The organism is Paenibacillus sp. MSJ-34 (genome assembly GCF_018918005.1).
Lineage (GTDB): Bacteria > Bacillota > Bacilli > Paenibacillales > Paenibacillaceae > MSJ-34.
The window spans coordinates 45,137-70,283 of the sequence record NZ_JAHLPR010000038.1 but is presented as its reverse complement, the minus strand read 5'-3'; the positions used below and the strand labels follow the sequence as shown (position 1 = coordinate 70,283).

General features: G+C 51.5%; 24 protein-coding genes. 15 read left to right on the top strand and 9 right to left on the bottom strand.

From position 1 onward, the window contains the following. Positions 1–3: 3 nt before the first annotated feature. From KQI79_RS19370 to KQI79_RS19340, 7 genes are all read right to left on the bottom strand, one after another. Positions 4–1,554, bottom strand: a complete 1,551-nt coding sequence (locus KQI79_RS19370; protein ID WP_216539944.1) for an FGGY-family carbohydrate kinase — start codon at positions 1,552–1,554, stop codon at positions 4–6. After that, positions 1,555–2,679 carry an ABC transporter ATP-binding protein gene (locus KQI79_RS19365; protein WP_216539943.1) on the bottom strand — a complete coding sequence of 375 codons (1,125 nt, stop codon included), beginning with the start codon at positions 2,677–2,679 and terminating at the stop codon, positions 1,555–1,557. It abuts the gene before it with no gap. Continuing rightward, a complete protein-coding gene (locus KQI79_RS19360) occupies positions 2,667–3,827 on the bottom strand; it encodes an ABC transporter ATP-binding protein (RefSeq protein ID WP_216539942.1) in 1,161 nt (386 codons plus the stop codon). The genes KQI79_RS19365 and KQI79_RS19360 overlap by 13 nt, the downstream gene beginning before the upstream one ends. A gap of 12 nt (positions 3,828–3,839) precedes the next feature. Next, a complete protein-coding gene (locus KQI79_RS19355) occupies positions 3,840–4,133 on the bottom strand; it encodes a hypothetical protein (protein WP_216539941.1) in 294 nt (97 codons plus the stop codon). After that, entirely contained in the window at positions 4,133–4,963 is an 831-nt protein-coding gene (locus tag KQI79_RS19350; RefSeq protein WP_216539940.1) for a carbohydrate ABC transporter permease, read from the bottom strand. Before KQI79_RS19350 ends, KQI79_RS19355 begins: the two co-directional genes overlap by 1 nt. A gap of 4 nt (positions 4,964–4,967) precedes the next feature. Then, the gene (locus KQI79_RS27735) at positions 4,968–5,918 is read right to left on the bottom strand and encodes a carbohydrate ABC transporter permease (RefSeq protein ID WP_216539939.1); all 951 of its coding nucleotides are present in this window, start codon (positions 5,916–5,918) and stop codon (positions 4,968–4,970) included. A 74-nt stretch (positions 5,919–5,992) separates the two neighbouring features. Further along, complete coding sequence (locus KQI79_RS19340; RefSeq protein WP_216539938.1) at positions 5,993–7,495, bottom strand: extracellular solute-binding protein; 1,503 nt, start codon at positions 7,493–7,495, stop codon at positions 5,993–5,995. 406 nt (positions 7,496–7,901) lie between these two features. On the opposite strand from KQI79_RS19340, the gene KQI79_RS19335 reads away from it, so the two are divergent. Continuing rightward, positions 7,902–8,663 (top strand): DeoR/GlpR family DNA-binding transcription regulator, encoded by a 762-nt coding sequence (locus KQI79_RS19335; RefSeq protein WP_216539937.1) that lies wholly within the window; start codon positions 7,902–7,904, stop codon positions 8,661–8,663. Between the two features lie 104 nt (positions 8,664–8,767). On the opposite strand, the gene KQI79_RS19330 is transcribed toward KQI79_RS19335, so the two are convergent. Continuing rightward, the gene (locus KQI79_RS19330) at positions 8,768–9,541 is read right to left on the bottom strand and encodes a DeoR/GlpR family DNA-binding transcription regulator (protein WP_253298268.1); all 774 of its coding nucleotides are present in this window, start codon (positions 9,539–9,541) and stop codon (positions 8,768–8,770) included. 497 nt (positions 9,542–10,038) lie between these two features. Between KQI79_RS19330 and rpiB the strand changes: the two genes are divergently transcribed. Genes rpiB through tkt form a run of 12 tightly spaced genes read left to right on the top strand, consistent with a single transcriptional unit; the run spans position 10,039 to position 21,791 of the window. After that, positions 10,039–10,539: a ribose 5-phosphate isomerase B gene (gene rpiB / locus KQI79_RS19325; RefSeq protein ID WP_216539936.1), complete on the top strand. Its 501-nt coding sequence runs from the start codon at positions 10,039–10,041 to the stop codon at positions 10,537–10,539. Positions 10,540–10,555: 16 nt separating this feature from the next. Then, the gene (glpX, locus tag KQI79_RS19320; protein ID WP_216539935.1) at positions 10,556–11,512 is read left to right on the top strand and encodes a class II fructose-bisphosphatase; all 957 of its coding nucleotides are present in this window, start codon (positions 10,556–10,558) and stop codon (positions 11,510–11,512) included. Positions 11,513–11,519: 7 nt separating this feature from the next. Further along, complete coding sequence (locus tag KQI79_RS19315; protein WP_216539934.1) at positions 11,520–13,049, top strand: sugar ABC transporter ATP-binding protein; 1,530 nt, start codon at positions 11,520–11,522, stop codon at positions 13,047–13,049. Between the two features lie 31 nt (positions 13,050–13,080). Further along, complete coding sequence (locus KQI79_RS19310; RefSeq protein WP_216539957.1) at positions 13,081–14,037, top strand: ABC transporter permease; 957 nt, start codon at positions 13,081–13,083, stop codon at positions 14,035–14,037. Between the two features lie 53 nt (positions 14,038–14,090). Beyond that, positions 14,091–14,864 (top strand): SDR family NAD(P)-dependent oxidoreductase, encoded by a 774-nt coding sequence (locus tag KQI79_RS19305; protein WP_216539933.1) that lies wholly within the window; start codon positions 14,091–14,093, stop codon positions 14,862–14,864. A 22-nt stretch (positions 14,865–14,886) separates the two neighbouring features. Next, positions 14,887–15,879, top strand: coding sequence for a substrate-binding domain-containing protein (locus KQI79_RS19300; protein ID WP_216539932.1), 993 nt, complete (start codon positions 14,887–14,889; stop codon positions 15,877–15,879). Positions 15,880–15,905: 26 nt separating this feature from the next. Continuing rightward, positions 15,906–16,907, top strand: a complete 1,002-nt coding sequence (locus tag KQI79_RS19295) for a dihydroxyacetone kinase subunit DhaK (RefSeq protein ID WP_216539931.1) — start codon at positions 15,906–15,908, stop codon at positions 16,905–16,907. A gap of 11 nt (positions 16,908–16,918) precedes the next feature. Continuing rightward, positions 16,919–17,560 (top strand): dihydroxyacetone kinase subunit DhaL, encoded by a 642-nt coding sequence (gene dhaL / locus KQI79_RS19290; protein ID WP_216539930.1) that lies wholly within the window; start codon positions 16,919–16,921, stop codon positions 17,558–17,560. Positions 17,561–17,599: 39 nt separating this feature from the next. Continuing rightward, on the top strand, positions 17,600–18,253 hold the full coding sequence (dhaL, locus tag KQI79_RS19285) for a dihydroxyacetone kinase subunit DhaL (protein ID WP_216539929.1): 654 nt from the start codon (positions 17,600–17,602) through the stop codon (positions 18,251–18,253). Further along, a complete protein-coding gene (locus KQI79_RS19280) occupies positions 18,246–19,034 on the top strand; it encodes a triose-phosphate isomerase (protein ID WP_216539928.1) in 789 nt (262 codons plus the stop codon). Before dhaL (KQI79_RS19285) ends, KQI79_RS19280 begins: the two co-directional genes overlap by 8 nt. A 51-nt stretch (positions 19,035–19,085) precedes the next feature. After that, positions 19,086–19,733, top strand: a complete 648-nt coding sequence (gene fsa, locus KQI79_RS19275; protein WP_216539927.1) for a fructose-6-phosphate aldolase — start codon at positions 19,086–19,088, stop codon at positions 19,731–19,733. Between the two features lie 30 nt (positions 19,734–19,763). Beyond that, a complete protein-coding gene (gene tkt, locus KQI79_RS19270; RefSeq protein ID WP_216539926.1) occupies positions 19,764–21,791 on the top strand; it encodes a transketolase in 2,028 nt (675 codons plus the stop codon). Positions 21,792–22,516: 725 nt separating this feature from the next. Here the strand turns inward: tkt and KQI79_RS19265 are convergent. After that, on the bottom strand, positions 22,517–23,041 hold the full coding sequence (locus tag KQI79_RS19265; protein WP_216539925.1) for a hypothetical protein: 525 nt from the start codon (positions 23,039–23,041) through the stop codon (positions 22,517–22,519). Positions 23,042–23,219: 178 nt separating this feature from the next. Between KQI79_RS19265 and KQI79_RS19260 the strand changes: the two genes are divergently transcribed. Beyond that, on the top strand, positions 23,220–23,405 hold the full coding sequence (locus tag KQI79_RS19260) for a sigma factor G inhibitor Gin (RefSeq protein WP_216539924.1): 186 nt from the start codon (positions 23,220–23,222) through the stop codon (positions 23,403–23,405). Between the two features lie 206 nt (positions 23,406–23,611). Further along, the gene (locus KQI79_RS19255; protein ID WP_216539923.1) at positions 23,612–25,126 is read left to right on the top strand and encodes an aminotransferase class I/II-fold pyridoxal phosphate-dependent enzyme; all 1,515 of its coding nucleotides are present in this window, start codon (positions 23,612–23,614) and stop codon (positions 25,124–25,126) included. Positions 25,127–25,147 lie beyond the last annotated feature (21 nt).

Sequence of the window (25,147 nt, the reverse complement as noted above, 5' to 3'; positions counted from 1 at the left end):
AACTTACCGGTATCCGGTAATTTCCGAAAGCTGAACAAAGTCGTCCCGCAATTTCGGATACAACGATTCGTATAAACGATACAGCTTCTCATACAACATACGATTTGCTTCGTTCGGCGCATGCTGTTCGGTTTGATTCGAGCCAAGCCAATCGAGGACGATGCCATAATCGCGGAAGGCGCCTACGCCCACGCCGGCGACAATCGCATCCCCCACAGGGGCGCCGAGCGAATCCTTGACATGCTTCGTCTTCACGCCGAGCACGTCGGCCATGATGCCGCGCCACAGCCTGCTGTTCGCGCCGCCTTCTACCATCGTAACGAGCGGGTCGATGCGCAATCCGGCCTGTTTGGCGATTTCGATATTTTGCTTAATGCCGTAGGATACGCCTTCCATAAAGGCGCGGATATAATGGCCGCGTCCGTGATACAGCGAAGCGCCGAACATCACGCCGCGCGCCAGCGGATCCCACATCGGCGTGCGCTCGCCCATGAAATAGGGGAGCACGATGAGGCCGTCCGAACCGGGCGGCACTTTCTCCGCCTCCAAATTCATCATGTCGTAAGGGCTAATCTGCAATTTTCCGGCCGCGTCCGTTTCGACTTGCCCGAACGTATCCCGGTAATAGCGAATGAGCGCTCCGGCGCATACCAATGCCCCGACCGTGGAATACTTTGTTGTGGAATCGGCCGCATGAACGATCGTAATCATTCCCTTGGCGAACGTCGGCGCTTCGTGCACGACGCCCCATACGCCAGCCGTTCCAAGCGTAATGCTGTTCTCTCCATCGTTCAATATGCCGGTCGATACCCAAGCGGCGTTGCAATCGACCGTTCCGGCCACGACAGGCGTCCCTTCCAGCAGTCCCGTCGCTTGAGCCGCTTCCTTCGTCACGTATCCGACGACTTCGTCGCAAGGATGAACGTCCGGAAATTTGGCGGCATCGAGCCCGATTTCTTTCAGCATCGCTTCGTCCCAACGCTTGCGGACGATGTCGAACGCGATTCCGATCAAACTGGCGTTGCTATAATCCGTCAAGCATTTCCCCGTCAGCTTCATTAACGGGTAATCTTTCGCTGTCAACAATTTGTATGTTTTATCGTACAATTCGGGACGGTTGTTTTTCTCCCAAAGCATTTTGACGGCGGCGTAATACGGATCGATCGGATTGCCCGACCGCTCGAACACCGCCTGTTCCCCGAGCGCGGCGGCGATTTGCTTGCTTTCTTCCGTGCCGCGCCTATCCATCCAAATATGCGATCGCTGCAGCGGATTCAGATCCTTATCAACGAGGATGCAAGCCGGCGACATCGCGCTTAATCCGACGCCAAGCACATCCGCCGGCGCGACCTTCGACCGCTCCAACGCCTTCTTGATCGTGTCGGCCACGGCATGCCAATACGTGTCGGGATGATGCTCCGCCCATCCGGGACGGGGCGTCAGCAACGGATATTCCACGTAATGGGTTCCGAGCACGCGTCCGTTCAAATCGATGACGACCGATTTCGTTCCGCCCGTCCCGATATCGCAACCTACCAAATAACCTGCTGCCATTCAGTCCACTCTCCTTTCCGATCCGTTTGCGATTGCCGCGAGCGGGTGATGGATGCGCTCGCCTGCCGCGTCGAACACCATCAGCCGTTCGATCGGAAGTTCGATCCACACCGTCTCGTCCGCCGATTTTCCCGTTTGATGCTCCACCTTTGCTTTTAAGCGTTCGCCTTGAACCTCTACCGTGAGCAAATATTGCCCGCCGACCGTGATCGATTTATCGACGAGCCGTGCGGCGACGGCGCGCGGAGAAGGCGTATGCGACACTTTGACATGCTCGGGGCGGATTCCGACGGTGAGCTCGCCGGCATGAGCCGGGCCTTCCAGCAATATCGGTTCCGCCAGGAACGGCGACCGGAGACGCACATGGCCCGTATCGATCCGCGCATCGCATTGCGCGGCGAAGAAGTCCATGCCCGGATTGCCGAGAAACCAGCCGCCGAACGTATCTTCCGGCTGCAAATACAGGCTTCGGGGCGCATCGCATTGCACGATATCGCCGTCTTTCATCAGGACGATCCGGTCGGCGAGCGTCATCGCTTCCGTCTGATCGTGCGTCACATACACAATCGTTTGTTTCAACTGCTGCGTCAGTTCTTTCAACGCCCGTTTCAACACCAGCTTGGAACTGGTGTCGACATTGGTGATCGGCTCGTCGAACAGGATAATCTTCGGCTGCCGCGCCACGGCCCGGGCTACCGCCACCTTCTGCCGCGCGGCATTGTCAAGCTGCGTAATATCCTTGTGCGCGCTGTCCTGCAATCCGAGCATTTCGATCACATTGGAAATGCGCCGCTTGCGCTCCGCGGCCGGCAGCTTCTCGCTCAGCAGCGGCAGCTCGATATTGCGGTAGACGCTTATGCCCCGGTAGACGACCGGATATTGAAACACCATGCCGATATTCCGGCGGCGCGGAGACAGATCAGTGACCCGCTCGTCGCCGAAATAGATGTCGCCCGAAGTCGGCGTCTCCAAGCCGGCGATCATGCGCAGCAACGTCGTTTTGCCGCATCCCGACGGCCCGAGCAAACAAGTGACCTGGGACGAAGCGAATTCGAAGTTCAACTGTTCGATGGCGACATTGCCTTTAAATTCCTTGCGCAAATTAACAATTTTTATGGTTGACACGCGAGCGCCCCTCCTTTGCCGATTCGCTTGCCGGTGCGGCTGCTAAATACGAATAGTTGAGCCGGGTCCAGGCTGGCTTGCTTCACATCGGCCACCATCTCGTAGCCTTCATGCCTGACGACCGTCGTCAGCAGAATGCCGCCCTCGCTGTCTATGCCGTTCGCGCCGCCTTGCCCGTTCGTTTCCAAATAGACGATTTCCTCACCGCCCAAATCTTCGCGCAGAGCTAACGAGCATGGAATCGTGATTGCGTCTTCGCCTGTACGGTTGTCCAGAATGTGCAGATGCTCGGGCCGGAAGCAGACGGTTACCGACTCCCCGATTGCGCCGGCATCGGCTTTGTGATCGAAGCGGAGCGGGAATTGGAATAGCCCGGCGTCGCACCACGTTTCCCCGGCTTGTGCGTAGCAGGAAGCGGACAGCGCATTGGCGTTCGGAAAACCGAGCAATTCCATCGTCCGCAAGTGGCGCGGTTCGGCATACAACGTTTCCGGTTCGCCGAATTCCACGATCGAGCCGCCGTCCAGTATGGCGATATGCTTGGCTAGCGACAACGACTCGATCGGGTCGGAGGTCGTATACAGAAACGTCATGCCGAACTCTCGCTGCAACTGCTTCAAATCGTCGATAAGCTGCTCGCGCAATTTGAAATCCAGTCCCGCGAGCGGATCGTCCAGCACATAAATATCCGTTCGTTTCACGAGGCCGCGCGCGATGGCGACCCGCTGCTTCTGACCGCCGCTAATCTGGTCCGGCTTCTTGTCCAGCAGCCGCTCGATCTTAAGCAGTCTGGCAATTTCCTTCACGCTCGCATCCGTTTCCTGCGCCGGCGCTTTCGTCATTTTCAACGGGTAGGCAATATTGTCGTAGACGCTTAAATGGGGGTAGAGCGCGAACGATTGCGGAACGTAGCCGATATTGCGCTCTCCCGGCCCGATATGGGACATGTCCCGGCCGCGGAGCCATATCTCGCCTTGCGTCGGCTTCTCCAATCCCATCAGCAGCCGCATCAGCACCGATTTGCCGGAAGCGGGCAGCCCGTAAACGACGGCAAAATCGCCCATTTCAACCGCAAAATCCACGTTGCGGAGCACGATCGACTTGTTATAGGTTTTGGATATGTTTTTGAATTGTACTGCAATTGTCATTCTCAACCACTCCTATCTCATGTTGACCAAATATGGCGCGATCAGAATCCCGACGGCAAAGATCGCAGCGATGACCGCAAACGTAATGCCGACCATTTTCATCGACTGTTTGACATTGGCGGTCCCGGCGATATTGCCGAAGGCGATTTGCACGAACGTCGTCACGATCAACAATATAAATCCGAAGCGGTAGATCGCCGCGCTCCATTGTTGGGCGATGCACACAAAGCTGACGATCAATAGCGCGATCAACAACATTTGCACGACGGATGCGAAAGGACGGCGGGGGCGGGATTGCGTTTCCATCACACTTCACCCCTCACGGTGCCGAACGTCATGCCGACGAGCAAATATTTTTGGAAGAAATAGATGACCAGAATGAGCGGGATCATATAGATCAGCGACAAGGAACCGAGAAAGGTCCAATCGATGCCGTCCGTTTTATATAAACCGGTAGCGAGAGCGACCGGAATTGTCGTCACCTTTTTGCCCCCGATAATGAAATTGAACAGAAATTCGTTCCAAACGAAAATAATGTTGAAAATAAACGCGGCGACGAGTCCCGGCTTCACCTGCGGCAGCACCACTTTAAAGATGACATGCAGGCGCGATCCTCCGTTCACGAGCGCCGTTTCGTCGTAGCGAACCGACACGCCGTCGATAAATCCTTTCAAGATCCATACGGAGAACGGGATGCTGAACATGCTGTAGAACAGAATGATGCCGTAATAAGAATCCTTCCAGCCTAAAGCCGAATACATCAAATAGACCGGGACAACGACGGCGGCCGCCGGAACCATCCGCATTGAGAGCAGCAAGAACATCAAGAAATCGGTTCCTTTCGGTTGAAACCGGGAGAAGCTGTATGAAGCCAGAAACGAGACGATTAAGGCGATCAACACGGCCGTCAACGAAATGACGACGCTGTTCAGCATATATTTCAAGAAATTCGCTTCCGTCACCATCTTGGCGATATTGGCGAACGTAGGCGAAAAGATCCATTTGGGCGGAATCGATAGCAACTGGTCCTTCGTTTTGAACGCGGAAAGGAAAATCCACAGCACCGGCAGGAAAAAGACGATCGAGATCAGCCATAGCACCGCATAATAAAGCCATTGCCGTATGTTTCGGGACATCGGGTTACGCCCTCCTTTCTTTCGATTTCAAGATGTACAAATAGATCGACGTGAATGCGATCGCGACCAGCAGCGTGATGAGCGCAAGCGCGGAGGCGTTCCCCATCGAGAAAGCTTCGAACGCTCTGCGGAACAAGGAGATCGCGATCAGATCGGTCGCATTCCCCGGACCGCCCGATGTCATCGTATAGACGAGATCCATCGTTTTGAACGAATCGATCGTGCGCAGCAAAATGCCGAGCATCAATATAAACTTCCCGTGCGGCAGCATAATGTACCAAACGCGCTTCATCCAAGGAAGGCGATCGATTTCCGCCGCTTCCAGTTCCGCCTTCGGCACCGAGCCGAGCGCCGCGAGCGTCATGAGAATCATGAACGGCGTCCACATCCAAATGTCTACCGTCAATACGGCCGGATACGCCCATTTGGCATCTCCAAGAAAATCGATTTTAACGCCGAATAACTGCTGAATATAATAGTTCGCCACGCCGAAGACGGGATCGTAGATGAGCTTGAAAAACGTCCCCGCCGCCACCGGCGTCAAAATCATCGGCGAGAACAGCAGCGTCAGCGCCAATTTCCGTCCGGGGAGCTTCGCGCTGCCCCAGAATAAATAACCTAACGCCAATCCCAGTAAAGTTTGAATTCCTACGCCCAGGACGACGAATAGAAACGTCTTGCTCAATGATTGCCACAGTTCGTTGTTGTTGAATATGCCGATAAAGTTCGCCATCCCCGCGAACTTCACCGGATCGCCGCTGACGATATCGTATTTATAGAAGCTGAGCCCCACCATCCATAGCAGGGGCAGCACGTTCCATATGACAAAGAAGATCAATACCGGGACCAAAAGCGAATAGGGGAAGACCCGCGGATTCGCGAATACCCGAAATTTCCGTTTGCGCTCGGACGGCGGTACGATTTCTTCCTTCATGCTTATCTCTCTTCCTCGCACTGTCGATACCTCCCGTAAGATCGGAAAGGGGAAAGAAGGCTTTCCCCTTCCGTCGTTGAAGCGCCTAATCAGGCTTATAGGCTTACATTTTGGCAATAGCTTGGAGGTTCAATGGTCGAAGTTCCCGCGTCGAGCAATATTTTTTGCTGCTGGCAAGCGACGTAATCGAGCACCTTCTTCGGATCTTTCGATACGCCCGTGGCGTAAGACGAGAACGCCGTTTGTTGCACGGACAACAATTCCGCATATTTCGGATCATGCCAGAAATCGCGGGAGCGTTCTTCCGTCAACGAATATTTGTAAGCGCGGAACCATGGCTGGATATCCTCGAATCCCGGAGATTCCAAGGCGGCCTTTGTCGTCGGGTTGCCGCCGCGCTTCGCGAATTCAAGCTGCGTTTCCGGCAAATACCACCATTTCAAGAAATCGATCGCGACTTGCATATGCTCTTCATCGTTGTTTTTGTTAATGACCCAAGGTTGTCCGCCGATCGAACTGACCCGCTTGATTTTGCCGTCCACTTCGTAGCCGGGAATCGGAACGATCATCACTTTGTCTTTCAACGAATCCGGAATCATCGCCGCGCCGACCGCAGCCCATTGCAGAGCGGAGAACAGCTTGCCTTGCGAGAACACTTCGGTAATTTGCGCATTGCCGTAGTTCGTCGCTCCCGGAGGCATATATTTCATCATGTCGACCATTCGTTTGAGGGCGGCGGCGTTATTGTCCGTATTGAGAATGTCGACGACTTTCCCCGTTTGCGGCTCCCAAATTTCCCCGCCGGACGACCAGATGAACGGATACAGCCCGCCGGTGAGATAATCGTATTCTTTGGAGAATTGATTGGCGGTTCCATACAAATCTTGTTCCGGCCTGGTGAAAAATTCGGCCATTTTCTCGTATTTGTCGAACGTCAAATTTTCGAAATCTTCAAACGTTTGCGGCAGATCGAATCCGTATTTGGCTTTGAAGGCTTCGATTTCTTTCGGATCGGTCAGCAGATCTTTCCGCACGTACAGCACCAGCACATCGCCTTCCTGAGGCAAGCCCCATAATTGATCGGAGCCGTCGGGATAGGCCATGTACGCTTTTTCCACGATCGGATCGAACCATTCGATCTTCTGCAGGTCTTCGTGCTGCGCGACAATTTCATTCATATTCGAGATCCAGCCCGGTTTGGCGAAAGCGCCGAGCCATTGGCTGTCGCTAATAATGATGTTGAATTCTTGCGATCCGGTCGCCATGGAAGTCGCCGCTTTTTGGAACAAGGACGAGAACGGAGCTTCCGAGAACGTAAATGTGACGTCGTAACCGTACTTTTCCTTGGCATATTCCGAAAAAATAGGAGCCATTTCTACGGACAATTGGCTAGGCAGCCAGCCGCCGATACCCAGAATCGACATTTCGATGCTTTTCCCCTTCAGCTTGTTCCCGGTTTCCGAAGCTTGCTGCGTTTCGCCTTGCTTTTCTTGCCCGCCTCCCGCAGGCTGCCCGTTTTCTTTCGAACAAGCGGCCATGACGACGGAGAATAGTAACAATAAAGACAGCATCAGATAAACATGTTTTGACCTCTTCAAACCTTTACATCCCCTTTACTTTGCATTCAGAATGATAAAGCGCTTTCAAAGATGCGATATAACAAAACCCAACAATCGTTGCTTGCAAGTAACTTGCATCACCCCTTTCATTATTTTGCCGATAATTGGGTTTAATTTGTTATTCATTATATTTTCATTGTTGTTTAATTGCAATATATTTTTTATTTATTGATGTTTTTATTTTTATTTGTTGATTTTTAGTTGTCAAAACACTATATTTTACGGAATGGACGTAAAAAAACATGAAAATGGCTTAAGGAGGCCAAAATCCATGTCTTAATACGACAAAATACAATTGTTGTTTGTTGATGTTTATTGTCCTTGAATCTTTAAAACGAAAAAGATATAATCGTAATTAAGCGAATTTGTTATGGGAGATGCTATTATGTTGGCGCCGGAACGCAGGAAAAAGATTATTCAAATTATAAATAAACAAAAACAAATCTTAGTGAAAAATTTGTCCGCGGAATTGAACGTATCGGAAGGGACGCTGCGCAACGACTTGAAAGCGCTGGAAGATATGGGCATGCTCGAACGCACGCATGGAGGGGCCGTGCTGCCGCAAGCGCGGCTGCCCGAATCGGCCATGAGCTCCCGCTCGAACGTCAATCGCGCGGAGAAGATGGCCATCGGCCAGGCCGCTGTCGATTTCGTCCAGAACGGACAATGCATTATACTCGATGCGAGCACGACAGGGTTGGAGTTGGTCAAAAATTTGATGCACTTCGATTCGTTGACGGTCGTGACGAACGGCCTCATTACCGCGCAAGAATTGAACCGGAATCCGAAAATCAACGTGATCGTGATCGGCGGTTTGCTTCGCTCCGGTTCGAGCAACCTGGAAGGGCTGCTCGGCGCCGATCTGTTGTCGAAAGTGCATGCCGACGTCTTCATCACGTCCGCTCACGGGTTCACGGAAGCGGAAGGGCTAACCGTCTTCGACGTATATGAAGCGGAATTGAAAAAATTGATGGCCGCCAATGCCGGCAAAGTGATCGCTCTTCTCGATCATACGAAGCTCGGCAAGAAGTCGACGGCCACGTTCGCGGAAACGGACCAGATCGATACGATCATTACCGATGCCGGGGCGGATCCCGCATTTTTGCAGAAAATAAAGTCCATGGTCAATGTGGTCATCGCGGAATAGAACGGGCTTGGAGGCGGATTACTTGCAGCGAATTGCAGTTCCGTCTTTTTTTGCGCATCTCCGGCCGGAGATAAGGGGAAGGTTCGACGTTTCGCAATCCGCCGTTACGCCAATATCGTCTCCACCTGTTCCCGGCGAATGCGATCAATCATCGATTGAGGCGTTTGACTGTCGGTAATGATCGTTGAAATGGCGGACGTAGCCGCAAAAGCGGCGATCGAGTTTTTGCCGATTTTGCTATGATCCAGCAAAGCGACGACGCGGGAAGAAGCCGCGACCATTTCCTTCTTCAATTCCACCTCGTATACGTTGAAATCCGTTAATCCCTCTTCGATCGTAAACCCGTTTGCCGAAGTAAACATCGTGTCTACATTAATTTGGTTCAAAATGCTTGTTCCTAATGTCCCCTCCAGCGAATTATGGCCGACGCGAATGACGCCGCCGATTAATATGACTGTTAATTCGGGGTTGTCTTTCAATTCCATTGCGGCAAAGATGCCGTTCGTAATGACGGTCAGGCGGATGGGCGTCTTTTTCAATATGCGGGCCAATTCCAGCGCCGTGGAGCTTCCATCCAACAAAATGCATTGACCGCTTTCGATCAATTCCGCAGCTTTGCGGCAAATGGCGACCTTCTCGCTATGATTCTTCTTTTCCCGTACGGAAAAACTGTATTCGGAACGCGCGGCTTCCTGAAGAACGGCGCCTCCGTGGGTGCGTTTGACGAGCGCATCCTTTTCCAGCGTCCGCAAGTCCGAACGCAGCGTCGCTTCCGACACGTTAAGAATTTCGGATAGTTCTTTTACGGTGGCCCGTTTCTTTTTATTTAGAAAGTCCAAAATTTGCTTTTGTCTCTCTGCAGCAAATATAGATGCCAAATCCATCACCCTTAATGTTATTTTCCAACTCTCGCCGAACAGATCGTTATTGAAATCATAATACAGTAATTAGATGAGAATTACAATGTATACAATCACAAAACAAAGAATTATAGTGAGAAAACGAAAAAAAATGAAAGTATTCGAAAATAATAACGCCTATAATATACCGTCTAGTTATGGGAATGTCAATAACCGGAGCGGTTATTTTGAAATAATGGTTTAATTTACTAGATGCAAATATTGGCAATAATTATTGAATTTCTTCCGCTAATTATTTACGCTAATACTACCTTTTGATCTTACTGAATTCGAAAAAAATGTTTCGATAAACGAAAAAAAATGATTGACAATGTCGTGAAATGAATTAAAATATGAATTACATCGAAAGCAAACGAAAATAAATGAAGCATATTAAAAGTATGTGAAAATGAAACGATATCAGCCATTTTCGTTTTTCGAATGAAGCAATTTGCAACAAGAAACGGGGGAGACGTATGAAAATCGGTCTAGGTTCGGATCATTTCGGATTCGAGTTAAAAGAATTGGTAAAGCAATACTTGGTGGATATGGGGCATCAAGTCGTCGATTACGGCTGCCATTCCTGCGATGCGGTCGATTACCCGGATGTCGCGTTTAAGGTCGCCAAAGATATTCAGGAAGAGAAGCTGCCGAGAGGGATTTTAATTTGCGGCACCGGGATCGGGGTGGCGATCGCGGCCGGCAAGGTTCCCGGCATTCGGGCGGCGCTCTGCCACGACACGTATTCGGCGGAACGGGCGCGCAAGAGCAATAACGCGCAAGTGTTGACGATGGGTGCGAAAGTCATCGGTCCGGAAACGGCCAAAAAAGTGGTGGAAGCTTGGATCCATTCGGAATTCGAGGGCGGCAATTCGGGCAGAAAAATTCAAAAGATTATGGATCAGGAAGCGGATTTTTTGAATTCGTTTGCAAATAAAAAAGAAGTGGAATCGTTAGACTCGGGCTCTTGCAGTTAGGAGTTGAAAGAATGCAATGAATGATATCATGATGGGTTTCGTAAGCGCAGTGGAATCTGCAGCGCTTGCGTCGTATCGGTGGATTGGCAGAGGGAGAAAGGAAGAAGCCGATGCATCTGCGACGAAAGCTCTGCGTGAACAATTGAACGCTGTCTCGATGAATGCCGTTGTTGTTATCGGCGAAGGAGAAATGGACGAAGCGCCCATGTTGTATATTGGGGAGCGATTGGGAACGGGAGACGGGATATACCTAGACATTGCGGTCGATCCGTTGGAAGGCACGAATTTGATTGCGAACGGTCAAGAAAATTCTACGACAGTGATTGCCGCAGCGCCGCGCGGGAGCCTTCTGCACGCTCCGGATATGTATATGGAAAAGATAGCGGTTGGCCCTAAAGCGGTAGGTTCTATCGATATTCAAGCTCCTTTGATTGTAAACTTACGAAATGTTGCCAGAGCGGTTAATAAAGAATTAAGCGATATGACTGTAATGGTTCAACAAAGGGAAAGGCATCAAGGTATCATCGAAGAAATCCGAAGTCTCGGCGCCAAAATCGTCTTATTCCATGACGGAGATGTCACTTGCGCTATAGCGCCTGCAATGGAAACTTTGGGAGTGGACATGTTCGTAGGAGTCGGCGGAGCACCGGAGGGCGTCATTTCCGCCGTTGCGATCAAGTCGCTGGGAGGTGACATGCAGGCACGTCTGCTGCCTGGAAATGAGGAAGAACGTAAGCGGTGTATTTTAATGGGCTTGGAAAATCCGGAAAAAGCTTTGTCCATAAACGAACTAGTAAAATCGGAAGAATGTTTTTTCGCAGCAACCGGTATAACCGACGGAAATTTTTTAAAGGGCGTAAATCATATCAACGAGAGTGGCCGCGTTATGACTCATTCCATCTTGATTAATGGGAAATCGAAGACCGTCCGTTATATCGAAACGCTTCATAATGTAAATCGCGAAAAGAGGTGAAAATGTAATGGAATACTTGCTTGAAATGCGCGATATATCTAAATTTTATCCTGGCGTGAAAGCGCTTAATAGGGTTTCGTTTCGAGTACGCAGCGGATCGGTTCATGCGTTGATGGGCGAGAATGGGGCCGGAAAATCAACTCTAATGAAGATTTTAGCAGGCATCGAACATCCGGACGAAGGGGAAGTTGTATTTTCCGGCAAAAAAGTCCGGTTTGCCAACCCCAGGGATGCGTTGAGGGAAGGCATCGCAATGATTCATCAGGAATTGATGCCCATTCCGGAAATGACAATTGCGGAAAATCTATTTCTCGGAAGAGAATTTACCCGAAAAGGACGTTTGATGCTTGATTATGCTTCCATGAATCGAAAGGCGAAAGAACTTCTTGAGAATATAGGGGTTCATTTGAACCCTAAATTGAAAATGAAGCATTTGACGGTATCGGAAATGCAAATGATCGAAATTGCGAAAGCGATCTCGATTGACTCGAAAATTATTATAATGGACGAACCGACTTCAGCTATTACGGATCGCGAAGTGGATCAACTGTTTAAAGTGATCAAACGTTTGAAATCGCAGGGAAAGGGCATCATCTATATTTCCCACAAGATGAATGAAATCTTTCAAATTGCCGACGACATTACCGTATTTCGCGACGGACAATATGTCGATACCAAACCGGCCGATGAAACCAATAACAAGGAACTCATTGCCAAAATGGTAGGCAGGGAACTGACGGATATTTTCCCTGAAAAGCGGACTGAAATGAAAGAACCGTTATTGACAGTCAAAAACTTAACCAAGTCGGGTAAATTTCGCAATATTTCGTTCACGGTTCGGCGGGGTGAAATAGTAGGGATAGCGGGATTAATGGGTTCGGGGCGGTCAGAAGTGATGGAAGCGATCTTTGGACTCCAAAAGCTTGATGAAGGAGAAATTTATGTTGCAGGCAGTCGCGTCAAAATTCGCAAGCCGTCGGATGCCATTGCGAACGGCATCGCCTTTTTAACGGAAGATCGCAAGGCTCAGGGACTCAATTTGCTCGGTTCAATCCGGCATAATATTACCATTTCTTCTTTAAAGCGTGCAACGGACTCTTTTGGATTTATTCAAGGTTCAAATGAAAAGGCTTTCGTAGATCGTTATATGGATTCATTGAAAATAAAAGCGTCAAGCCGGGATCAATCAGTGGGATTGTTAAGCGGCGGCAATCAGCAGAAAGTCGTTATTGCCAAATGGTTAATGACTAGCCCGCAAATTTTAATTTTGGACGAGCCCACTCGGGGAATCGATGTTGGTGCGAAATCGGAATTGTATAAGCTGATGTCCCAATTTGCTGCGGAAGGATACGCAATTATTATGATTTCTTCCGAACTTCCGGAAATTTTGGGCATGAGCGATCGCATTCTTGTGTTTCACGAAGGAGGAATCGCCGGGGAATTGTCCGGAGAAGATGCAACGCAGGAAAAAATAATGGAACTGGCCACTGGTCATCATCATGATACGAGGGGGAAAGACGATGGCGTTATCAGATAACATCGGTGCGGCGAATAACTCTAAAACTGCAATGAGACAAAGCGCTTCAAATATAAAGTTGTTCATGTCGGAGTACGGCATACTTGTCGCATTAATTCTTATTTTTCTAATTTTGTCCGTGATAAGTCCTGTATTTCTAACTTTCGATAACATAATGAACGTGCTGCGTCAAATTTCAATTAACGGTTTGTTGGCCATTGGAGTAACCTTTGTTATTTTGACAAAGGGAATCGACTTGTCGGTCGGTTCGATCCTGGCCTTCTCCGGAGTAATTGCGGCAAGTTTAGCGCAAGGCGGAGCTTATCCGGTAATGGTTTGCGTCTTCTTCGGATTATTGGCCGGAGCGGCACTTGGTTTAATCAATGGGTTCGTTATAGCCAAATGGAATGTTGCGCCGTTTATCGTCACTTTAGGAATGATGAGCGCTGCGAGAGGATTGACATTCGTATATAGCGACGGGCGGCCGATACCGAATTTATCGGAGGGATTCCAATTCATCGGGGGAGGAGATATTTTGGGCATACCCTTTCCTGTCATATTGCTCCTGGCTGTCTTTATCATCAGTACAATCATTTTATATCGAACCAAAATAGGCAGATATATCTATGCTGTTGGCGGTAATGAGGAAGCGGCAATTATATCCGGCGTGAACATCAAAAGGGTCAAATTATTCGTGTATACGGTCAGCGGTTTTCTGGCCGGATTGGCAGGGATTGTGCTGACATCCCGGGTTACCTCCGGGCTTCCGCAAGCTGGAACCTCCTATGAATTGGACGCTATTGCAGCAGTAGTTATCGGCGGAACAAGCCTGAACGGAGGAAAGGGAAGATTGTGGGGGACGCTCGTAGGCGTGCTGCTCATTGGAGTCATCAATAACGGTTTGGATTTATTGAATGTTTCCTCGTATTATCAATTGATCATCAAAGGTTTGATTATCGCTGTAGCAGTTATGCTTGACGGCAAATCCAACAAAACGAGCCGGGCATAGCTAGGAAATAAAAAAGATTTACAAACAAATAGACTTGAAGGGAGTTTTACAACATGGATTACAAAAAATTATTCGATCTTACGGGCAAAACTTCGATCGTAACCGGCGGAGCGGTTGGGCTTGGCAAAGCTATGGCCCAAGCCTTCGCATCCTTCGGTTCCAATGTAGTGATCGCAGACGTCAATCTCGCAATAGCTCGACAAACGGCCGATGAGATTGCAAAACAATACGGTGTAGCCACGCTTGCAATGCAAGTTGACGTCACGAAAGAAGAAGAAGTACAACGCATGGTCGATAAATCGACGGTCGAATTCGGGAAAATAGACGTGCTCCTGAATAATGCTGGAATTTGTCAAAAAATTGAAATGGAAAAGCAAACGTTGGCGGAATGGCAGCGAACGATGGATGTGAACGTCAATGGAGTATATCTGGTTTCTAAATATGTAGGGCTGCAAATGATGAAAACCGGCGGCGGCTCTATCATTAATATCGCATCGATGTCAGGCTACATCGCAAATACGGAGGCGCAGTGCGCTTATAACGCTTCAAAGGCCGCCGTCATCATGATGACGAAATGCCTTGCTTCCGAGTGGGTTAAATATAATATTCGCGTAAACGCTATCGCCCCTGGTTATATGAAGACGGCGATGACGAAACCTATATTTGAAGAGGGAGGCGAGTTGGCTCATGTTTTGGACTATGTTCCGATGAAACGGCTTGGCGAGCCGGAAGAATTAGGAGGCGTTGCCGTTCTGCTTGCTTCGGATGCTTCCGCATTTACAACCGGATCTACGTATTTAGTCGACGGCGGTTACACCATTCATTAATTTAATAGGGGGGACTTGAAACATGAAAAAGAGAAGCGTTACAACGACAACTTTGATGATGATTTTGACTTTGATCCTCGTCTTAACCGGATGTGCTTCCGGTAACAAGGAATCGGGCGGCTCGACAGACCCGGATAACGGAGGAACGGGCCAAAAAGACGGGAAGCTGAAAATTGGGGTGACCCATTACGGTTTAAAAAACGAATTTACGGTGATGATCAGTGATGCCCAAAAAGAAAAAGCGAAAGAACTGGGCGTAGACATTGAAGTGTTTGACGGTAATTACGATGTTAACACGCAAATTGCTCAGTTTGAAAATATGATTTCACAAAAATACGACGCGATTATTTTTTCACCGGTTGATGTTGATGCCATGGGTGTTGCAGTCGATAAAGCCGTAAAAGCGGGAATACCGGTATTTGGCGTGAATACGCGGGTTAACAGCGATAAGCTTACATCTTATATCGGTTCCAATGACGTTACTGCCGGGGAAATAGAGATGAATTATATTGTGGAGAAAATGGGGCCTAAAGGAAACATTGTTATTATGGAGGGTCCGATCGGAAGTTCTGCGCAAGTGCAGCGTAAAGAGGGCATTCATAACGTCTTGCAAAAATATCCGGATATTAAAGTACTAGCTGAAAAAACCGCTAACTGGTCCCGGTCGGAAGGTCTGAGTCTCATGGAAAACTGGATGCAAGCTTTTCAAGGTCAGATTAACGCCGTCGTGAGTCAGAATGACGAAATGGCACTGGGCGCCGTACAAGCTCTGGAGGGGAAAGGTTTCAAAAATCGCGATGAAATCCCGGTGATTGGCGTAGATGCGATTTCCGACGCTTTGAAAGCAGTCAAAGACGGTAAATTGAACGCAACCGTGTTCCAAGATGCGAAGGGTCAAGGTGAAAAATCCATTGAAGTAGCTGTCGACTATTTAAAAGGGAAACAAATCGAGCAAGAGTACTGGATTCCCTTTCAGCTTGTAACGCCGGAGAATTTAGATCAATTTTTGAAATAAGATATCTTTCTTGAGGAGTGAAGCGGATGAAAAAATTAATCAATCTTCCGGAAGCGGTTGTCGACGAAATGATAGAAGGTTATGTCGCCGCTTATCCCCAATATGTGAAAGTCTTGCCGCAAAATAATAGAGCGGTCGTTAAAGCGGCGTCAGGACGATCAGGGAAAGTCGGTGTTGTAATCGGCGGGGGTTCAGGTCACGAACCTGCATTTATGGGGGTTATTGGAGAAGGATTTGTAGACGGAGTACCGGTAGGGAACATTTTCGCTTCTCCGCCGCCAGCTCCGATCCTGGAAGTGACGAAAGCAGTACACCAAGGTGCCGGGGTCATCTATATGTACGGAAATTATGCGGGGGATTGCATGAATTTCGATATGGCTGCAGAACTTGCGGAATTTGAAGGAATTAAGGTGGAGACGGTTCGCGTTACTGACGACGTCGCATCCGCATCATCGGAAGAACCTGAGAAACGCAGAGGAATTGCCGGCGGTTTCCTGGTGTTTAAGGCGGCGGGGGCTGCGGCAGATAAAGGTTTCTCTTTGGATGAAGTCGTACGCGTTGCCAGAAAAGCGAATGAAAGTGTACGCACGATGGGAGTGGCCTTGGCTCCTTGTTATATCCCTCATACAGGAAAACCGAGCTTTATGCTGGGGGAAGACGAAATGGAGATCGGTCTTGGCATTCACGGAGAACCGGGAGTCGAACGCGGAATCATCAAGACTGCCGACGAAGTCGCGGATGATTTATTAAACCGGATTATCGGCGATATGCCTTTAGAACAAGGCAGCCGGGTCGCCGTTTTAGTCAACGGATTGGGCTCGACGACTTATATGGAACTGTTCATACTGTTCCGCAGAGTAGAAAAGCGATTAAGGGAACTTGGAATTCAAATTCATCGTTCTTTTGTCGGCGAGTTTGTTACTTCGTTGGAGATGGGAGGATGCTCTGTCTCTCTTATGAAGTTGGATGACGAACTTGCCGAAATGCTCGATCATCCCGTAGATACTCCGATGTACGTACAAAAATAGGAGGTGCGCGTATGAATCTTTCATTCGAAGACTTTAAGTATACGCTTTATCGGATTGCCGCAAGGATTGAAGAAGAAAAGGATTATCTCTCCGAATTGGATCGCGCTCTTGGAGACGGAGACCACGGGGTAACGATGTCGATCGGCTGGAAGGCCATTGTTCAAACGCTTGATCAAGCCCAGGAATCGGACTTTGCACAATTATGCAGGGATATGGCGATGTCCTTTTTGAACGCGGTAGGTTCATCTGTCGGACCTTTGTATGCTACTGCCTTTTTAAGGGGAGGGGCTCAGTTGCAAGGGAAAAAGCAGCTTGACGAAGAAGATATCGTTCAATTTTGGGTCGCGGCTGTCGAAGGAATTCGGGAACGCGGGAAAGCCGAAATCGGAGACAAGACAATGATAGATACGTGGATTCCTGCCGTTGAAGCGTTGACTAAAGCCAGGAATGAAGGAAATGATGTCATTTCCAGTTTTGAAGCCGCAGTCAAGGCGGGAGAAACGGGGATGAAGCAAACCGCGGAATTATTATCCAAGAAAGGGCGCTCCAGTCGATTGGGTGAAAGATCAATAGGTCATATGGATCCGGGGGCCGTCTCGGCATATATGATTTTATCTACCTTTTTTGAAGGCTTGAAAAATTTTGCGAAATAAGGAAGGGGATTTCAAGTCGAAGATGGGAGGTTAGCATGGATGGTACAAACGTTAAGCATTGATCAGACCCGGGATATGTTCTTGAAGGTAGCGGAAGCGGTGATCGGCAGCAAGGAACTGTTGACGGAAATCGACAGCCAAATCGGCGACGGCGATCACGGCATCGGCATGTCGATCGGCTTCACGGCGGCAAGCGAGGAACTTCGCAATAAGCAATGGTCCTCCGTCAACGAAATCTTTCAAACGACAGGCATGTCCATGATCAAGTCGATGGGCGGCGCTTCCGGCGTTATCTTCGGCACGATGTTCATGGGAGGCGTCAAAGGGCTCGATCCGATGAAGGAGTTGGATTTGTCCACCATCGCTTATATTTGGGGGCGGGCGTTGACCGCCATTAAAGTGCGGGGAAAAGCGGAGCTCGGCGACAAAACGATGATCGATGCGCTCCAACCTGCGGTGGAAGCGCTGCGCGCGGCCGTTCAAGCGTCCAAATCGTTGGCGGAAGGGCTCAAAGAGGCCGAGGAAGCCGCGGCGCAAGGCGTGGAGAATACGAAATCGATTCCGGCGAAGTTCGGACGGGCCAAATCGCTCGGAGAGCGGGCGATCGGTTATCGGGATGCCGGCGCGACGACCGTCTGGATTATGATGAAGACGATGCGCGAATGGGTGGAAGGAGCTCTCGTTCATGAATAAAGAACGGGTCTGGATCGGAACCAATTGGAAAATGCATAAATCGCTAGCCGAAGGGTTAGGGTATACGGCGGAATTGCTCCAATGGTCGAGAGAGAACCGGCTCGATCCGATCGTCGAACTGTTCATCATTCCCCCCTATACGTCGTTATGGCCGATTAAGGAAGTATTGCGCGGCGGACGGGTGATGCTGGGCGCCCAAAATATGCATTGGGCGGACGAAGGCGCATATACGGGGGAAATCTCCCCGGCGATGTTGGCGGAGATCGGTTTGGATCTTGTGGAATTAGGCCATTCGGAACGGCGGCAATATTATAACGAGAACGACTGGGATATTAACAAAAAGGTGCATGCCGCTTTGAAATATCGGATGAGGCCGCTTGTATGCATCGGAGAAAATATTCGGCAAAAAGAAGCGGGCGTTACGCTTGAGACGATCTTCAGCCAATTGAAAATCGGTCTGCACGGCGTATCCGCCGCTTCGGCGGAACGTTTGCTGATCGCGTACGAACCGGTTTGGTCGATCGGTGCGGCGGGCGTTCCGGCGGAACCGGAAGCTGTGGCGCAGGTTCATCGCCGCATTCGCGAATTTCTGGCGGAACGGTTCGGGGATGCCGGATACCGCATTCCGGTTCTATACGGGGGAAGCGTAAATCAGGATAATGCGATGAGCTATTTGCGCTATGAAGACGTCACCGGCCTGTTCATCGGGCGTTCGGCTTGGAATATGGAAAGCTTCCGGGCCATATTGAACGACGTGCAAGCTTATGTTCGCGGCACGTAACGGTTTACGCTCGGCATATCGGCTAAATTCTAGGGAAGGGAGCAAGGATGAATGAAATTTTTTATCGACACGGCCAATATTGAGGAAATTCGCAGAATTCACAAGCTGGGTTTGGTAGACGGAGTAACGACCAATCCGAGTCTAATCGCGAAGGAAGGCAAGCCTTTTCAAGAGCTGATTCAAAGCATTTGCCGTCTGGTTGACGGTCCCGTCAGCGCCGAAGTGATCGGGTTGACGACGGAGGAAATGATCCGGGAAGCCGAGGAAATCGCGCAATGGGCGCCGAATGTCGTCATTAAGCTGCCGCTGACCGAGCAAGGGCTTGAAGCGACGTATCACTTGGCGCAGAAAGGCATCAAAACGAACGTAACGCTAGTCTTTACGGTAGCGCAAGGATTAATGGCCGCGAAGGCGGGCGCGACTTATATCAGCCCTTTTGTCGGCCGCTTGGACGATACCGGGATCGAAGGAATCCAATTGGTGCGCGATTTGCAGACCGTTATGCGCAATTACGGCATGCAAACGGAAATTATCGTGGCGAGCGTGCGCAACATCATTCATTTGCAGCAAGCCGCAACGGCCGGAGCGGATATCGCGACGATTCCGGGCTCTCTCCTGCCTTCCTTATGGAAGCATCCGTTGACGGATGCCGGCATTGCGAAATTTCTCGAGGATTGGAAGAAGGTCCCTCAGCAATAGCACGTCATAAAGGATAAGGAGGAGATAGGTATGACTCATGCGAATAAGGTCCGCCCTTCCATCGAACGGCTATCCGTCAATGCGATACGCATGCTGGCCGTAGAAGGGATCGAACGGGCGAACTCCGGCCATCCCGGACTGCCGATGGGGGCCGCGCCGATGGCGTATGTATTGTGGAACCGCATCATGAAACATAACCCGGCCAATCCGCAATGGTTCAACCGCGACCGGTTTATTCTGTCGGCGGGACACGGCTCGATGCTGCTGTACAGCTTGCTGCATCTAAGCGGGTACGACCTGCCGCTAGAGGAGCTGCAGCAGTTCCGCCAATGGGGCAGCCGCACGCCGGGCCATCCGGAATTCGGGCATACCCCCGGCGTCGAAGCGACGACGGGACCGCTCGGCCAAGGGTTCGCAATGGCGGTTGGCATGGCCATGGCCGAACGGCATATGGCGGCTGTATTTAATAAGGAAGATCTGGACATTATCGACCATTATACTTATTGCCTGTGCGGGGACGGCGACCTGATGGAAGGCGTATCGGCGGAAGCCGCGTCGCTTGCCGGCCATTTAGGCTTGGGGCGGCTGATCGTCCTGTACGACTCGAACGATATTTGTCTCGACGGCGAGACGAGTATGGCTTTCACCGAGCAGGTCGGAGGGCGGTTTGAGGCTTACGGCTGGCAAGTGCTGCGGGTAGAGGACGGCAACGATTTGGAAGCGTTGGACCAAGCGCTGCGCACGGCCGTTCGGGAACAGTCCCGGCCGACGCTGATCGAGGTGAAGACGGTGATCGGGTACGGCAGTCCGAACAAGGGCGGCAAATCCGACGCGCACGGAGCGCCGCTTGGCGCGGCGGAGCTGGAAATGGTAAGGCGGGAGTACGACTGGCCTTACGCCGGCTTTGAGGTGCCGGAAGAGGTGCGCCGGCATTTCGCGGAGCGCAAAGCTGCGGGAGAAGCTTCCGAACGCGAGTGGGAGCAATTGCGGCAACGGTACGCGGCTGCCTATCCCGCGGACGCGGAGCGGCTCAAGCTGGCGATCCGGGGCGAATTGCCGGACAACTGGGAGCGGGCTTTGCCTGCCTACGGCGAAAGCGACGGCAAGAAAGCGACACGCGACGTATCCGGGCAAGTATTGAATGCGATCGCCGGGGCGGTGCCTTATTTCTTGGGCGGATCCGCGGATTTGGCTTCTTCCAACAAAACGGCGCTGAAAGGCGAGGCTGCCTTCCAGGCGGGAAACTATGCAGGCAGAAATCTGTGGTTTGGCGTACGGGAATTCGCTATGGGCGCCATTCTGAACGGCATGTCCTTGCATGGAGGATTGCGCGTTTACGGCGGGACGTTCTTCGTGTTCTCCGATTACTTGAAGCCGGCGATGCGATTGTCTGCCTTAATGGGACAGCCGGTGCTGTATGTGCTGACGCACGACAGCATCGCCGTCGGGGAAGACGGGCCGACGCACCAGCCGATCGAGCAGTTGGTCGCGCTGCGGAGCATTCCCAACATGACCGTATTCCGGCCGGCCGATGCGAACGAAACGGTGGCCGCCTACCGGTACGCGATGGAACATCGGGAAGGGCCCGTCTCCATCGTGCTGACCCGGCAAGGGCTGCCGACGCTGGCCCAAACGTCCGCACTGGCGGAGACGCATGTGTCGCGCGGCGCTTACGTATTGTCCGACACGCGTATTGCGGATCGGCCGGAACTGCTTCTCGTCGCGACCGGTTCCGAGGTTTCGCTGGCGCTGGAAGCGCAGGAGCGGCTTGAGGCCGAAGGGACGGCTGTGCGCGTGGTCAGCATGCCGAGCTGGGAGCTGTTCGAACGGCAAGACCGTTCGTACCGGGACGAAGTGTTTCCGCCGTATATTGAGAAGCGGGTATCGATCGAGATGGGGCATACGCTCGGCTGGGAACGATATGTCGGCCGGGACGGATTGAAGATCGGCATCGACCGGTTCGGCGCGTCCGCGCCGGGAGAGCGGATCATGGCCGAGTACGGCTTTACGGCCGATCAAGTGGCGCGGCGCATTGCGTCGTATTGCCACGGGAAATAAAGAGGCTCGCGGCTTGGCCTGGCGGAACCTAGGAACAGGGCGCGCCGTACCGCGGCGATCTTAGCGAGGACGACTGCTTGAGCGGTCGTCTTTTGCTCGTTGGGAGGTTCTCTCGCAAGCATTCGTTCACTAGATGGGGGAAATGATAGCCTGCCTGCGAAAACGGGGCGGGGATCCATGTTGTAATAAATACAACATTTTGCATTCTCTCCGTACGATCATGCTGTCATTGTTGCAATTTTTACAACATTTTGGGGGCGGAGCGGGCTATTTTGCGATTTTATTGGCATTTTTGTTGTACAGAATACAACATGGCTGTCCAATCCGCTTGTTGATCCCTCGACATGTTGTACTCCATACAGCTTGTACTGCTGCCATGCCAAGAAATTGAACTGTTTGGATTAAGGAAGATCGGCAGGTTAAGGGGGAACTGGCATTAGCGTTGTATGGAGCATAAGCGTCTGCGGCCTTTTGTCGAAATCCCCCTCATTCAGAAAGCCGTTTTTTCCGTCAAACTATCGACAACTGCTTGAATTTCTCAACGAATAATAACCCTTTAGAACCCGTCGGATTTTGACTAAAAATTCCATTTAACGGTAGATTTGTTTTGCAGAGATATTGCTTTTGTCCAATTGGGTGTTCAACAGACTTATGATTCGTCCTTCTGCTTCCCTGATTGAGAGGGATATCGGCAAAAGGGGCATCAGTAAATGACCAAGACGGGCTTATTGCCTATAGTAGGATAAGTCGGTATCGTTCAGCTTGATCATGCCGTACTTCGGCTGCCGTCTCAGTCGGTAGAAGCAAACGAGCCGCGGAATGGCGAGCCAAAGATGCCAGATCGCCATACCGGCTGTGAAAGCCGGGGGCGACCATGGCAGCAGGACGACGATGCAACACAGTCCAATCCAGAGCACATGCTTATGAATCCGAACAAAAACGGAATAGCTAATATACTGCTCGGGCAAGTAGCCGATCCAAGGGAAGCGGATGCGGTGGCGCCATCGTTTCTTGATCGGTTCGGAAGCGATCAGCAGCACGGAGCGAATGATAACGTAATGCAGCCAACTGACGACGGCAAAGGCGAGCGCAACGTAAAATAGGCTGAGCCACCCAAACAAGAAGACCGGCAGCGAGCATAGGATAGGCAGTAACAATATATAAAAAAGAAGAAGCGTTTTGCTGTAATTTATTTTATGAATTAATTTATAGCGGTAAATCGTTACGTTCGAATCGTGTTCTGGGGACATGGCGGTCGGAAATACCTCCTTGCGAATAGTCGGTTCAGAATCGTCTTTACTTTATATATCGGTCGGCCGGGGGAGAATTGAAAGAAAAATATAAACATTTGAAAACGGTTTGAAATGAAGTTTAAAATAATAGAAAGTGTGCCATACTGATAGCAAAACGTAACAAGGGCGTGAGTCGATGGAACAGGAAAAAGACAGCACTTGTATTATATGCGGCGGCCAAAAAGCGGAGGGCATTTTTATTTTATCCGAATTTATATGTGAAGCGTGCGAATTGGAAATGGTTCGAACCGATGTGAAGGATGCGAAATATCCTTTTTTTATCCGTCAGTTGAAGCAGATTTGGTTTGGGAAAAATGCTTGATAAGGGCGGCGCGATATATTCGATAAGGGGACCCGAAATTCCTAGGAAGCGGGGTCCTTTTTGTTTATTCATTCTCGAAATACTCCAATAGACGTTTTTCTCATGCTAAAATAGATAGATAACGTTACATAGGCAACGTTGGCCGCGCCAATGGCGGCACAGATAGAGGGAATGATATTTTCAAGCGGGAAGGACCGAATTCGACCATGCTTCATTCGCAACGCGCGCCTTTGTACGAGGCGTTAGTATCGTACCATTTGCGGCAAAATGCGACTTTTCACGTGCCCGGCCATAAAAACGGACAGGCGTACGATGCCGGCCCGGCGTCCGAACGGTGCGACGAGGAGATCGGCCTGCTGCGGGAGGTCATGAAAATCGACGTCACCGAAATTAGCGGCACCGACGATTTGCACCAACCGGAGGGCGTTATTCGCGAGGCGCAAGAGCTGGCGGCTGCTTGCTTCGGGGCGGAAGAGACGCATTTTCTCGTGGGGGGCAGCACGGTCGGCAATTTGGCGCTTATTCTAACCTGCTGCACGGAGCCGGGCGATCTGCTGATCGTGCAGCGCAACGTGCACAAGTCGGTGCTGCACGGGCTCATGCTGGCGGGCGCGCGCGCGGTGTTCGTGGCGCCCCGTCTCGACCCGCGCAGCGGGCTTGCCACCGCGCCCGCGCCGGAGGCCGTACGGCGCGCGCTGGAACGATACCCTGCCGCCAAGGGGGTGCTGCTGTGCAGCCCCAACTATTACGGCATGGGAATCGACCTGCGCCCGCTGGCGCAGCTGGCGCACGAGCACGGCAAGCCGCTGCTCGTGGACGAGGCGCACGGCGCCCATTACGGGCTGCATCCGGCGCTGCCGGATTCGGCCCTGCAATGCGGGGCGGACGGCGTCGTGCAATCGACGCACAAGATGCTGTCCGCCCTCACGATGGGCGCCATGCTGCACGTCCAAGGACCGCGCCTGGACCGGGCGCTGCTGAAGCAGCGGCTGACGATGCTGCAAAGCTCCAGCCCGTCGTATCCGCTCATGGCTTCGCTTGACGTCAGCCGCCGTTTCGTGCACAGCCGCGGACCGCTGGCGTTCGAGCGCGGGCTGGAGGCTGCGCTCGAGTTCCGCCGCCGCATGGAGCGTCTGCCGCAATTTGCGCTGCTGGGGCCGGCGCAGTCGGACGCATATGCTTCGCTGGACCCGTTCAAGGCGGTCGTGAGCGACCGAACGGGCGCCTACAGCGGCTATGAACTGCAAGCGCTGCTGGAAGACCGCGGCTGCGTGCCGGAGATGTCCGACGCGCGCCATGTCGTGCTCGCGTTCGGGTTGGGCTCCATGCCGGAAGATACGGACAGGCTGTTCGCGGCTTTTCGGGATATAGCCGAAACGATCGGCCGCGAAGCCGGCAGCCGTATAACGAACGGCCCCGCGCCGGACGAGCTTCGCCGTGAGGAGCCGCCCGCTGCCGGTACCGGCGTATCCGATCCCGTTCCGTTCGGCATGCGGCCTTATCGCGAAGACGAGATCGAAGCGGTGCCGCTGGCCGCCGCGGCGGGACGGATCGCCGCGGAGATGGCGATTCCGTATCCGCCGGGGATCCCGCTCGTATATCCGGGTGAACTCATCGCGGAGCAGACGCAGGCGGCGTTGGCAATGGTGATGGAGCGGGGGGCAAAGTGTCAAGGGGTGCAGGATCCGACGCTGCGGACGATTCGCGTGTTCAAATTATAGCGCTTGGGCTGCCGCGCATTC

Excerpts from the sequence above, each read along its gene's own strand:
- KQI79_RS19370 (WP_216539944.1), bottom strand. The coding sequence starts at position 1,554 with ATGGCAGCAGGTTATTTGGTAGGTTGCGATATCGGGACGGGCGGAACG.
- KQI79_RS19350 (WP_216539940.1), bottom strand. The coding sequence starts at position 4,963 with ATGTCCCGAAACATACGGCAATGGCTTTATTATGCGGTGCTATGGCTG.
- KQI79_RS19305 (WP_216539933.1), top strand. The coding sequence starts at position 14,091 with ATGGATTACAAAAAATTATTCGATCTTACGGGCAAAACTTCGATCGTA.
- fsa (WP_216539927.1), top strand. The coding sequence starts at position 19,086 with ATGAAATTTTTTATCGACACGGCCAATATTGAGGAAATTCGCAGAATT.
- KQI79_RS19265 (WP_216539925.1), bottom strand. The coding sequence starts at position 23,041 with ATGTCCCCAGAACACGATTCGAACGTAACGATTTACCGCTATAAATTA.
- glpX (WP_216539935.1), top strand. The coding sequence starts at position 10,556 with ATGAATGATATCATGATGGGTTTCGTAAGCGCAGTGGAATCTGCAGCG.
- KQI79_RS19315 (WP_216539934.1), top strand. The coding sequence starts at position 11,520 with ATGGAATACTTGCTTGAAATGCGCGATATATCTAAATTTTATCCTGGC.
- KQI79_RS19300 (WP_216539932.1), top strand. The coding sequence starts at position 14,887 with ATGAAAAAGAGAAGCGTTACAACGACAACTTTGATGATGATTTTGACT.
- KQI79_RS19335 (WP_216539937.1), top strand. The coding sequence starts at position 7,902 with ATGTTGGCGCCGGAACGCAGGAAAAAGATTATTCAAATTATAAATAAA.
- tkt (WP_216539926.1), top strand. The coding sequence starts at position 19,764 with ATGACTCATGCGAATAAGGTCCGCCCTTCCATCGAACGGCTATCCGTC.
- KQI79_RS19260 (WP_216539924.1), top strand. The coding sequence starts at position 23,220 with ATGGAACAGGAAAAAGACAGCACTTGTATTATATGCGGCGGCCAAAAA.
- KQI79_RS19255 (WP_216539923.1), top strand. The coding sequence starts at position 23,612 with ATGCTTCATTCGCAACGCGCGCCTTTGTACGAGGCGTTAGTATCGTAC.
- dhaL (WP_216539929.1), top strand. The coding sequence starts at position 17,600 with ATGGTACAAACGTTAAGCATTGATCAGACCCGGGATATGTTCTTGAAG.
- KQI79_RS19360 (WP_216539942.1), bottom strand. The coding sequence starts at position 3,827 with ATGACAATTGCAGTACAATTCAAAAACATATCCAAAACCTATAACAAG.
- KQI79_RS19355 (WP_216539941.1), bottom strand. The coding sequence starts at position 4,133 with ATGGAAACGCAATCCCGCCCCCGCCGTCCTTTCGCATCCGTCGTGCAA.
- KQI79_RS19310 (WP_216539957.1), top strand. The coding sequence starts at position 13,081 with ATGAGACAAAGCGCTTCAAATATAAAGTTGTTCATGTCGGAGTACGGC.
- dhaL (WP_216539930.1), top strand. The coding sequence starts at position 16,919 with ATGAATCTTTCATTCGAAGACTTTAAGTATACGCTTTATCGGATTGCC.
- KQI79_RS19280 (WP_216539928.1), top strand. The coding sequence starts at position 18,246 with ATGAATAAAGAACGGGTCTGGATCGGAACCAATTGGAAAATGCATAAA.
- rpiB (WP_216539936.1), top strand. The coding sequence starts at position 10,039 with ATGAAAATCGGTCTAGGTTCGGATCATTTCGGATTCGAGTTAAAAGAA.
- KQI79_RS19295 (WP_216539931.1), top strand. The coding sequence starts at position 15,906 with ATGAAAAAATTAATCAATCTTCCGGAAGCGGTTGTCGACGAAATGATA.